This window comes from Polyangiaceae bacterium, assembly GCA_015075635.1.
Lineage (GTDB): Bacteria > Myxococcota_A > Polyangia > Polyangiales > Polyangiaceae > JADJKB01.
In genome coordinates this window covers 1331305-1342595 of record JABTUA010000003.1, presented here as the reverse complement: position 1 = coordinate 1342595, position 11291 = coordinate 1331305, and the positions used below count along the sequence as shown (strand labels likewise).

At 69.0% G+C, this 11291-nt stretch carries 6 protein-coding genes; 4 read left to right on the top strand and 2 right to left on the bottom strand.

The window, feature by feature from the left end; all coding sequences use genetic code 11:
* The first annotated feature begins 163 nt into the window (after window positions 1-163).
* The 4 genes from HS104_36580 (at window position 164) to HS104_36565 (ending at window position 7446) form a co-directional block, all read left to right on the top strand.
* Window positions 164-421, top strand: a complete 258-nt coding sequence (locus HS104_36580) for a UPF0175 family protein (GenBank protein MBE7485473.1) — start codon at window positions 164-166, stop codon at window positions 419-421.
* A complete protein-coding gene (locus HS104_36575; GenBank protein MBE7485472.1) occupies window positions 411-908 on the top strand; it encodes a DUF3368 domain-containing protein in 498 nt (165 codons plus the stop codon). Before HS104_36580 ends, HS104_36575 begins: the two co-directional genes overlap by 11 nt.
* Before the next feature lie 476 nt (window positions 909-1384).
* Window positions 1385-6598, top strand: a complete 5214-nt coding sequence (locus tag HS104_36570; GenBank protein MBE7485471.1) for a hypothetical protein — start codon at window positions 1385-1387, stop codon at window positions 6596-6598.
* 158 nt (window positions 6599-6756) lie between these two features.
* The gene (locus HS104_36565; protein ID MBE7485470.1) at window positions 6757-7446 is read left to right on the top strand and encodes a hypothetical protein; all 690 of its coding nucleotides are present in this window, start codon (window positions 6757-6759) and stop codon (window positions 7444-7446) included.
* Between the two features lie 224 nt (window positions 7447-7670).
* On the opposite strand, the gene fadJ is transcribed toward HS104_36565, so the two are convergent.
* Together fadJ and fadI are read right to left on the bottom strand one after the other, a co-directional pair.
* Entirely contained in the window at window positions 7671-9935 is a 2265-nt protein-coding gene (gene fadJ / locus HS104_36560) for a fatty acid oxidation complex subunit alpha FadJ (protein ID MBE7485469.1), read from the bottom strand.
* Window positions 9935-11230, bottom strand: a complete 1296-nt coding sequence (fadI, locus tag HS104_36555) for an acetyl-CoA C-acyltransferase FadI (GenBank protein MBE7485468.1) — start codon at window positions 11228-11230, stop codon at window positions 9935-9937. The genes fadJ and fadI overlap by 1 nt, the downstream gene beginning before the upstream one ends.
* Window positions 11231-11291 lie beyond the last annotated feature (61 nt).

Here is an 11291-nt window from a genome sequence, read left to right as displayed (position 1 = left end):
AGCCGCCACCACCCGAGGACGCCCCGTTGGGGCCGGGGGATCTGGCTCGTCTGCGTGCGCGCGACTCTTGGGGATCTTGGGACGAGAGCGACCTCGACGATGAGCTTGCCCCGTGGCTGGCGTCATCGCCTGATCCAGAGCGACCCCCGTCAGGAACCGCCTCATGATCCACATCTCGTTCGAGCTTCACGAAGGAACCTTGGCCAGCGTTCGTCGCGACCCTGAGGCGTTCACCCGCGAGCTGCGTCTGGCTGCGGCCATCAAGTGGTACGAGATGCGGCGCGTGAGCCAAGGGAGGGCGGCCGAGATCGCTGGGGTATCGCGGGCCGAGTTCATCGACGCGCTTGGCCGGCATGGCGTCTCTCCGTTCCAGGAAACGGAAGACGAGCTGATCGAGTCGGTTCGTTCACATGAGCCGTGAGCTGTGGGCGGTCAACGCCTCGCCTTTGATCACGCTGGCGAAGGTCGGTCAGCTTCAGCTTCTCGAAGGCTCGGATCGGGCCGTCGCGATCCCCGAAGCTGTCGTCGCCGAGATAGTTGCCGGCCCAGCCGGAGACGCCGCGCGGATGGCTATCGAACGCGGCTTCGGCGGGGCGGCCATCGCTGTGTCCCCGGTCACGGAGGTGCTGGAGTGGGGGCTTGGGCCAGGCGAATCAGCCGTCCTGTCGCTCGCAAGGCAACGTAGTGCGCGAGCCGTCGTGGACGACGGGGAGGCACGCGCCGCGGCACGAGTCCTCGGGATCGCGGTCATCGGGACGCTGGGCGTGGTCGTGCTCGCGCGACTGGCGGGCAGGATCCCATCCGCATCGTCGGTGCTGCGTGCGCTGCGCGAAGCCGGCTTCTACCTGGACGACGAGCTGGTTCGACGCGTGCTCGCGGAGACGGTCGGCGAAACCTGGAACCCGTGAGCTGCGCCGCTCGGGAAACGGGACCGAGAAGGCATGGCTGGAGTTAGCGCTTTCGGGCCGCCGCTCGCGGCAGCTGCACGTCCGCGAATTCATTTGTTCGACGCCGACGTCGAACGACCGCCGCGCCTTGGGGAAACGGCAGGTAGCGGCCTCCCCATCATCGAAGGCCACTGGAGCTGCAAGAGGAGCGAGCCGAGCGCCACCCGGTAGGTGCAGCCCCCCCGCCTCGTCGCGGGGCGCGGATGGGCGCGTCAAGAGTGACGCCACGTGATGTCGGTGGAACGCGCACCACTCGAACACGTTGACGCGGGTGAGGGCGACACCGTAGCGTCGATCACACCTACCGGGAGGGTCGGCTCATGCGCAGCACAGCACGCAGCACGCAGCACGCAGCACGCAGCACGCAGCACCTGGTGGGGTTGTTCCTTATGGCGTTCGGTGTCGTGCAGATCGCTTGCTCGAATAGTCGCGGTTCCATGGGCCGCACCGGCGAACCGGTCATCTTCGGGACGGATGACCGGAAGAACCCGATCGATCCCACGGTGACTGCGGCGGCGCGGGCCTGGGCCGACGCCGTCGGCGTGATGGCCGGTCCCCCTGACAGTGTGACCTCCGGCAAATTCCCGAAGGACGCGCTGTGCCTGAAGTCAACGTTTCCCGACGCCTGCTACCTGAACACGGCCCTCGCCACGAAGGGCCCCGTGTTCTCGACCGTGGCACCCGAGAAAGGCTACGGTCTGTGTCAGGACGAGAAGTTCGCACAGGAGACGGTGCTCCGCGCGGAGAAGGCGTGCACCGTGTTCCGATTACCTCAGACCTCCGCCGGCGAAGAGCTCTTCCTCACCGCAGGCCACTGCCTCAAGGCAACGGGCGCCGCCGGGTCGGAGAAAGGGCGCGAGTGCAAGGACGTGGAGTTCGCGTTCGGATACCAAGTCCGCTCCTTCGGGACGGAGCACCCGACCGTAGCGCTCCCGTTTGCGCTGCGCCGCAAGTGGGACGTCTACAAGTGCAAGGATGTCGTCTCGCGCGCGGAGCCCCTGTCCAATCCGAAAGGCGACGACTCGGACTTCACGCTCTTCAAGGCCGATCGCGTGGTTCGAGGTCGCCATTTGCTGGACGTGCGCCGGACCAACACGCTGGCGGTCAACCAACAGGCGACGGTCGCTGGCCACGGCGCGGGCTTCCCGCTCAAGATCACGCCCACCGGAACGGTCAAGTTCATCGACCCGACCGCAAACACGTTCACGTTCTCGAGCGACGCCCTCCAGGGGGACAGCGGCGCTCCCGTGATCGATGTCGCCACGGGTCTGGTGACGGGGATCCTGGGCACAGTCCCGGTGGAGGACTTCTACCTGGACACGCCCGCAGGCTGCGCGCGAGTCGCACCGAAGCCGCCGTGCAGCGACTCGACGGGTTGTCCCGGGGCTGGCTTCACCACCGCCACAGACATCCTTGAAATTGGCAACGTGCCCAGCCTGCCGGCGACCCCGACGGTGTACGCCGACCTGGACGGTGATGGCCTGCCGGACAAGATCACCTTCGTCGTCAGCTTCCTGGTGTGGGCGCTCGACATCGAGCTCTCGTCTGGACAGAAGTGCGAGGGCTGCCCGATCCCGACGCCGATTCCGGCCTTCTTGCCCCTTGGTCAGGTCGCCGCCACAGCATACATCGGCGACTTCAACGGCGACGGCGCGCACGACATCATCGTCCAGCTCCCTGGCTACGCGACGGTCTACCTCGAGGGGGTGAACCTCACCAAGCTCAAGAATCCGCTGGCGGTCTCGCAGGCCTTCTTCGGGATGGACCAGTACATCGGGACCTTGGTCGGTGACTTCAACTCCGACGGGCTGGACGACGTTCGTGCGTTCAGCTCTTCGGGGACGCATGCCGACGTGCTCATGGGAACGCCGTCCACGGACCCTGGGCAGGGCGCCACGCTCTCCGGAGGGCTTGCGCCGAGCATCGAGATCCCCGCCGAGTGTGGCAACGGCATCGCGTACATCGTCCCCGGCAACTACAACTCGACGTTCCCGTCACTGACGGCGTACACCTCTACGCGCGGGGTCGCCGTGATTCCTGGAAGCGTCGTCGGGCTGTCGGACCCGACGTTGCTGGTCATTGATTGCCCGGGAGCGACGAAGGCGAACCAGCTCAAGCTGCTCGATCCGCTCACGGGGCAAGTTCGGAAGACCCTCAGCATGACGGGAACGTCCGAGTGGCGTGCGCTGGCCTATCGAGCGTCGAAGCAGGATCTGATCGGCCTGAGGAGCCCCAACGATCCGAAGGGGAACTACGACGTGGTCCGGATTGGACTGTCGTCGTCCGGCACGCCGACCACCTCGGTCCTGGCCACGCGCGCCCAGAGCGGGATTGCCACCGGCGTCGCGTGGGACGACGTCAGCGGCGAGTTCGGCGTGCTCGTGACGAACAGCTGCTTCTCCCCGGGCTATTCCTGCGGTGACGATCGCATCGACTACTTCGGCGAGAGCACGCCCGGAACCTGGTCCTTCAAATACCTGACCAAGCTCTCCCGGCGGTGTGCGGCAAACTACTCGAAGCCCTGGACCGTCGAGCCGTCGGCCTTGATCCTGAGCGGCGCGGGCGAGCTGATCGCCTGCAACCGCCGCGGCTTCGGCGTCGGGTACCGCGACTCCCGATCGATGCTGGTCTCGAACGAGATCTCGAGCGTCCCGGTCACGCCGTGGCAGAAGGCGCTGCACCTGCACGACGTCGAGTGCGACACGAAAACCTATGCTTCCGTCTTCCAGACCGTCGTGTGGGGGGTGTCGCGCACCGGGCGAGTCCTGCGCGCCTTGCCGGTGAGCTCGTCGGACTGTGGGTTCGGCGGCCAGCCACCGGCAACCGCGAAGTGCGTCGTGAGCGAGAGCGGGGTGTCTCGAGTCGCAGCCGGCGGCTCGAGCACGCTGTTCGTTTCGGGTGACGGAACCGTGCGTGGCGCGGGCGACAACACGCACGGGCAGCTCGCCCTGCCGGCGGGCGCGAACGTCGCGACGGCCACGCCGGTCCCGGCGTATTCCGGGGCCTCGGAGGTGGCCATCGGGGCCGGTCACTCGCTCGCGCTCTTCGACGCCGGCGTCGTGAAGGCCGCCGGCCTGAACTCCGCCGGTCAGCTCGGGCGTGACGACGTGACCGCGACGGAGGTCCCTGCCCAGGTTGCGGGCCTGCCGCCAGTGAGCGCCATCGCCGCAGGAGATGACTTCTCCCTCGCCCTTGGCCAGGATGGAAGCGTGTGGGCGTGGGGTGCCAACGACGATGGGCAGCTGGGCGACGGCACGCGGTCCTCGCGCTTCACGCCGGTCAGGGTTCGTGGCCTCGAGAGCGTCTCCAGCGCGTTCGCGCTCGGCTTCGGTAGCTTCGGATCTGGCGACGGCCAGCTCGACCAACCCCGCGGCGTGGCCACTGACGCCGGCAGCGTCTTCGTCGCCGACCAGACCAACAGGGTGCAGCGATTTCTGCCGGACGGCACGCTCGTTGCGGTCTTCGGCGCGACCGGCACCGGACCGGGCCAGTTCCTCGGATCCAGCGGCTTGCACGCTGCGGCCCGGCGCGACGGCACTGCACTGTACGTGCTCGACCCCGCCGCGATGGAGATCCAGAAGTTTGCGATCGTCGCGGCGTCCCAGAGTTGCCCCCCGGCGACGGTGGAGGTCCTCTCGTCGGGGGCGCGTGTCTGCTTCGTGACCCGCTGGGGCAGCTACGGCAGCGGCAACGGAGAGCTGGCCAGCCCGAGCGGGCTCGCGGCCGGTACCGGGGGCGAGGTGTTCGTAGCCGACGCCGGCAACCACCGCGTTCAGCGCTTCGTCCACGTGGCGTTCTCTTCGACCTGCCCCTCGGGCACCACGGAGGTGTCAGCGGTCGGGGCGGAGCGGACCTGTGCGGCGGGGTACTTCGGGGGGCTGGGCAGCGGTGACGGCCAGCTGTCGGGGCCGCGGGCCGTGGCCTGCGACCCGGACACCTCGGCGCTCTACGTCGCGGACACAGGAAACCATCGGCTCCAGCGCTTCTCGAAGGAGGGGACCTTCCTGGGCAAATGGGGCTCGTTCGGAAGCGGCCCCGGGCAGCTCGACTCGCCGGTGGACGTCGATGTCGATGAGCTCGGCCGAGTGATCGTCACAGAGGCAGGCAACAAGCGCGCGCAGATCTTCACCGCAGGTGGTTCGTTCCTCGCTGTGCTCGGAGGACCAGGCACCGGAGACGGGAAATTCCAGGCGCCCATCAGCACGGCCGTGCTGGGCTCCCGTATCTTCGTCGCGGACTCCCAGCAGCACCGCGTGCAGGCCTTCGACGTCTCGGGTCAGGCCGGCGTGGTGCGGATCGCGGCGGGCGGTCGTCACGCTCTGGCCCTGCGCGCCGACGGCCGGGTCTGGGCTTGGGGAGCGAACGACTCCGGACAGCTGGGCGCAGGGAGCGGCGCGTCCGCGTCGTCCACCGTCCCCGTGCGTGTGATCGATCCCGTCGATGTGACCGGGTTCCTGTCTGCGTCCGAGATCGCCGCTGGCGCGCGCCACTCCCTCGCCGCGCGGGCCGACGGTTCCGTCCGCGCGTGGGGAGACAACTCCGAGGGGCAGCTTGGCGACGGAACGACCACGAATCGCGACGTCGCCACGGCCGTGCTGAACGCGGTCAACGTCAAGGCGGTGCGCGCGGGCGCTCTGCACTCGACGGCCCTGACCGAGCTCGGCAGCGTGCTCGCATGGGGGGGGAACTCCCGGGGCCAGCTGGGAGACGAGACGTTCGCCGCCCGGGCGGTGCCCGCCGAGGTCCGCGCACCGTGCAGCCCAACTGGGTTCCTGCGGGATGCGACGGCCATCGCGGCAGGGTCGAACCACACGCACGCGGTCGGGAGCCTCTGGGGCTGGGGTGACGACTCCAACGGGCAGCTCGGTGACGGCGGTGACTCCGACCCGAAGGTCGTCGCGATTCCGATCGCGTTTGCGGCGGGGCCGGACTGCTCGGCGGCGGTGGCATCTCCGGCCACCGTCTGGCCACCCAGCGGAGCGTTGGTCGGCGTCAACATCACCGGAGTCTCGGGAGGTGCAGGACCTCTCGAGCTTCAGGTCACTGACGTTCAGCAGGACGAGCCGCAGGCTTCGCCCGGACAGGGCAACACTGGGCCCGACGCCGTCATCGGCGGCTCGGGCTTCCCCGTCCGCCTCCGCGCCGAGCGCTCGGGGACCGGCGACGGACGCGTCTATCACGTCGGCTTCACCGCCCGAGATCCGTCAGGTCGCGAGTGCAGAGGCAACGTGCAGGTGTGCGTCCCGCACCACGGTGGCTCCGGGTGCGGTGATGCTGGTGCGCAGTGGGACTCGACGGATCTCGGTGGTCAGGGGATCTGCGACACGGCGGAGCCGAACATCATCGACGACTGCCAGGCGTGCATCAGAGCGCGCTGCTGCAACGAGCTTCGAGCCTGCCTCCCGCCCGATCGGTGCAGCCTCGGTGGCCCGTCGGGCGAAGGTGAGCTCGCCTGCCTCACGGACTGCCTGGCTCGGGCCTTCTACAGCGAGCAGCCTCTGGCGGCCGCGCGCCTGGAGTGCGCGAGCGCTTGCGGCAAGCCGCGACCGAAGCCGAGCGCCGCGACGAACGACCTCCTCACCTGCATGCTGGGCACCGACGGTCGGGAGGACTCCTGCATCGTCCAATGCCTGGGTGCGCCGCTCGAATGACCCACCGCGCCGCGACCCGTTGGCCAAGGGCGCTGCTGCTCGCGGGCGGCATCGCGGCGGCGTGTGCGGGTGGCGCTCCGTCGCTGCCGAGCCCTTCCGCACCACCCGCGCCGAGCGCACCCGTCCCTGCCCCCGTCGCGACACGCCACCCGCGACCCGTGCCGCCCGAGCCCACCGACGAATTCCCATACGTCGGGATCTTCCACGGCTACGTCGAGGCATTCCGCGCGGAGGAGAGCGACGAGGGCTGGGCGAAGCCGACCGAGACGACGCTGAAAGCGCAGCTCACCGAGCTGGACCCGAACGTGGTGAGGGTGCGCCTGCTCGAGTGCCGCTGCGGCCTGTGCATACTGGGCTTCATCATCGCGCCCGGCGGGGAGGGGCCGACCCCGCAGCCGGGTGTTGACTACCCGGCCGTGCGCTGGTCCGGATACGAGAAGCACCTGCGGGGAATGCGCGCGGACCAGTGGGGCGAAGGGCTAGTCATCCTTGGGCGCCACCCGAAGGACTCTCCCGCGTCGTCGCCTCGGGTCCGATCGACCGACAGCCCATGGCTGGACCCGGCGTGCGCCGGCGCCATACCGTTCCCCCCCACGTGGAGGACCGGTGGCAAATTCAACTGGACCGGAATCGGCATCAACCGGATGTACCTCGCCCCCATGCCGATGCCGGCGGAACGGGTATGCCCATGTTTGTGCGGGAAAGTGCAGCCGAATGCGCCACCCGGCTGCCGGTATCAGTCGGATCACTTCGTCTATTGCGGCCTCACGAAGTTCACTTCGGGTGGGCTGCCGATCATCGAAGGCGACTGGAGCTGCAAGAGGAGCGAGCCGAGCGCCACCCGGTAGGTCCAGCCCCCCCGCCTCGTCGCGGGGCGCGGATGGGCGCGTCAAGAGTGACGCTACGTGATGTCGGTGGAACGCGCACCACTCGAACACGTTGACGCGGGCGATAGGAACGGGCGCCCGGAGTGGCTCTCCCGAAGAAGTGTAGAACGCCCCCTGCGAGCTCGCCGGCTGCGACTGCCCGGGCTACTTCCATCCGCTGTGCCTCACGCCGAGAGGACCTGCTCTCAGATCCGCACCCGCGCCGCTTCTTTCGCCGGGCCTTGGGTCCCGGGGCGGAGCGCCCGCTCGCCGTGGAAGCTGGCGCCGCTCTGGGCCATCTCCACCAGCACCGGAGCCGGAGTGAAGCGCTTGCCGTGTTGCTTCTCGTAGCGCTCCAGCCGGCGCACGATGTCGAGGGCGCCGACGCCGTCCACGTAGCGGAACGGCCCGCCTCGGAAGGGCGGGAAGCCCAGGCCGAAGATCGCGCCGATGTCGCCGTCCCGCGCCGAGCGCAGGATGCCCTCGCCGAAGCAGAGCGCGGCCTCGTTGACCATGGCGAGGGCGCAGCGCTCGGCGATCTCGTGCTTCGGGGTCGAGCCCGGCTTCGGCGTGACGCCGAGCACCGCGTACACGCTCTCGTCCACCAGCTTCTTCTTGGTCTTCTTCTTGTCGCCGTACAGGTAGAAGCCGCGCGCGCTCTTGCGCCCGAAGCGCTTGTCGGCGACCAGCTTGTCCATGCCGGGCGGCGGCAGCATGCGATCACCGAAGGCCCCCAGCATGATCTTGCCGACCTTCTCGCCGACGTCGATGCCGACCTCGTCGAGCAGGGTCACGGGCCCGACGGGGTAGCCCCAGTCCATCAGCGCGCCGTCGAGCTCCTCGACGGTCACGCCCTCGGAGAGCAGCCACGCCGCTTCGTTCATGTACGGCGCCAAGATGCGCGAGGTGTAGAAGCCGACGCCGTCGTTCACGACGATCACCGTCTTGCCCTGCTTCTTGCCTAGCTCCACGCATGTGGCGGTGACCCACGGCGCCGTCTTCGGCGTCACGATGATCTCGAGCAGGGGCATCTTGTGCACCGGCGAGAAGTAGTGCATGCCGATCACGCGCTCCGGGTGCTTGGCCGCGGCGGCGATCTCGGCGATGGGCAGGCTCGAGGTGTTCGAGGCGAAGATGGCCTTGGGGTGCCCGTGCGCCTCGATGTCCTTCAGCATCCGGTGCTTGAGCGAGAGGTCCTCGAACACCGCCTCGATGACGACCTCCGCGTCGTGGAAGCCGGAGTAGTCGAGCGTCGGCGTGATCTGCGCCAGGAGCACGTCCCGCTCCATGGCGGTCAGGCGCTTCTTCTTCACGCGATCGTCCAGGATGCCGGCCACGTATTTCATGCCGGCGGCGAGCCCCGGGTCGTCCTTGTCCTTGAGGCGCACCGGCGTCTTCGCCAGCTGAGCGGTGACGTAAGCGATGCCCGCGCCCATCAGCCCCGCGCCGAGCATGCCGATCTTGTGCACGGGCTTCGGCTCGACGCTCGGGTCGTCCACCCCGCGGTCCTTCTTCAGCTCCACGGTGGCCGTGAAGATGTTCATGAGCTGCGCCGCCTCCGGGCTCACGGCGAGCTCGCCGAAGGCCAGCGCCTCGGCCTCGAGGCCCTTTTCGAAGCCGCCCTCGAGCCCCGCCTTGACCACCTCCAGGATGCGCTCGGCCGCGGGGTAGTTGCCGCGAGTCTTGGCCAGGAGCTGCTTCTTGGCCTGGTCGAACAGGACCTTGCGCCCGAGGGGGTTGTCCGCGAGCGCCAGCTCCGTCAGCTCCTTCTTGCTGAAGAAGGACTCGAGCCGCGAGAGGCCCTTGGGCTTCGGCTTGCCCTTCGCGGCGAGGGTGAGCGCGTGCTGGCACGCGACCTCGAGCAGCACCGGCTGCGGCACGACGTCGTCCACCAGCCCGAGCTTCTTGGCGCGCCGCCCGTCCAGCTGCTTGCCGGTGAGCATCAGGTCGAGCGCGGCCTGCACACCCACCAGCCGCGGCAAGCGCTGCGTGCCCGCCGCCGCCGGCAACAGGCCGAGCTGCACCTCCGGCAGGCCGAGCTTCGTCTTCTTGTCGTCGCTGGCGACGCGCGCGTGGCAGGCCAGCGCCGTCTCGAGGCCGCCGCCGAGGCAGGCGCCGTGGATGGCGGCCACCACGGGCACCCGGAACGATTCGACGCGGGCCATCGCCCGCTGGCCGATGCGCGACAGCTCCGCGGCCTCCGCAGCGCTCTTGACCTGTTTGATCATGCGCACGTCGGCGCCGGCGATGAAGCTGTCGGGCTTGCCGCTGGTGAAGACCACGGCGCGCACCTCGCTCGACTTGTCGAGATCGTCGAAGGTCCTGGCGAACTCCTCGGCGAAGTTCGACTGGAGCGTGTTCATCGTCTCGCCGGGAACGTCCATGCGCACGACCGCCACTCCGTCCGGGCGCTGCTCGACGCTGAGCACGCGCTTGTCACCCGAGCCGTTGCCGTTCTCTCGCTTTGCCATCACTCCGCCTCCAGTACCATCGCCGCGCCGAGCCCCCCGGCCGCACACGCCGTGCACAGGGCCAGGCCGCCCTTGCGCCGCCGAAGCTCGTTCAGCGTCTGGGTGATCTGCCGCGCGCCGGTGGCGGCGAACGGATGACCGATGCTGATCGAGCCGCCGCAGACGTTGAACTTGTCCCAGTCCACCTCGCCCAGCTTCTTGGTCCTGCCGAGCTTGTCCCGCGCGAACTCGTCGCTGTCGAACGCCATCACGTTCGAGAGCACCTGCGCCGCGAAGGCCTCGTGCATGTCGATGAGATCGAGGTCCTTGAGCTTGATCCCCGCGCGGTCGAGCGCGAGCGGCGTCGCGTACGACGGCCCCATCAGCATCTGACCGGCGGGGTCGAGGGCCGCGAAGGCGTAGCTGCGGATGAAGCCGAGCACGTCGAAGCCGCCGGCCTTGGCCTTCTCCTCGCTCATGAGCAGGACGGCGCTGGCGCCGTCGGTGAGCGGCGAGCTGTTGCCCGCGGTGATGGTGCCGAGCCGCCGGTCGAATGCGGGCTTGAGCCTCTCGTAGGACTCCAGGCTCGAGTCCTTGCGGACCAGGTTGTCCTCCGTCACCGCCTCGAACTTCGGCGGCACGTAGACGTGCATCACCTCCTTCTCGAAGCGGCCGTCGGTCCAGGCCGCCGCGGCGAGCGTGTGGCTGCGGTGCGCCAGCTCGTCCTGGGCTCTGCGGCTGATGCCGTTCTCCTTCGCCATCTTCTCGGCGCTCTCGCCCATGGTGAGCCCGGTCGAGTACTCCTTCAGCGCCGGCGGCACCGGCACCAGATCCTTGGGCGACAGCTTCGCGAACGCCTTGATGCGCTCACCCAGGCTGCGCGCGCGGCTGGCGGCGATGAGCGCCTCCGCGAGCTTCTTGCTGACCGCGATCGGCACGTCGCTCGCGCTGTCGGCGCCCCCGGCCACGCCGCAGTCGATGGTGCCGGCCAGGATGGCCTCGGCCACGTTGACCGTGGACTGATAGCTGGTCGCGCAGGCGCGGGAGACGCTATAGGCCTCGATGTCGCGCGGCATCCCGGTGCCCAGCACGATCTCTCGGGCGATGTTCGGCGCCACGAGCGACGGGACGACCTGCCCGTAGACGACCTGCTGAACCTGCTTCGGCTCGAGGCTCGCGCGCTGGAGCAGCTCGGCGACGACGAGCTTCCCCAGATCGAGCGCGCTCAGATCCTTGTAGGCGGTGCCCGACTTCACGAACGGGGTGCGCAGACCGGCGACGACCGCGACGCGCCGCGCGCCATTCTTCTTGGCCATGGACCTCTGACCTCCTGGGCGGGAACCCGAGGTCCATACGCACCATGACGCGCCGTGTCAA

Bases quoted from the DNA above. Each gene is read 5' to 3' on its own strand.
- HS104_36580 (MBE7485473.1), top strand. From the start codon at position 164: ATGATCCACATCTCGTTCGAGCTTCACGAAGGAACCTTGGCCAGCGTT.
- HS104_36575 (MBE7485472.1), top strand. From the start codon at position 411: ATGAGCCGTGAGCTGTGGGCGGTCAACGCCTCGCCTTTGATCACGCTG.
- HS104_36570 (MBE7485471.1), top strand. From the start codon at position 1,385: ATGGGCCGCACCGGCGAACCGGTCATCTTCGGGACGGATGACCGGAAG.
- fadJ (MBE7485469.1), bottom strand. From the start codon at position 9,935: ATGGCAAAGCGAGAGAACGGCAACGGCTCGGGTGACAAGCGCGTGCTC.
- fadI (MBE7485468.1), bottom strand. From the start codon at position 11,230: ATGGCCAAGAAGAATGGCGCGCGGCGCGTCGCGGTCGTCGCCGGTCTG.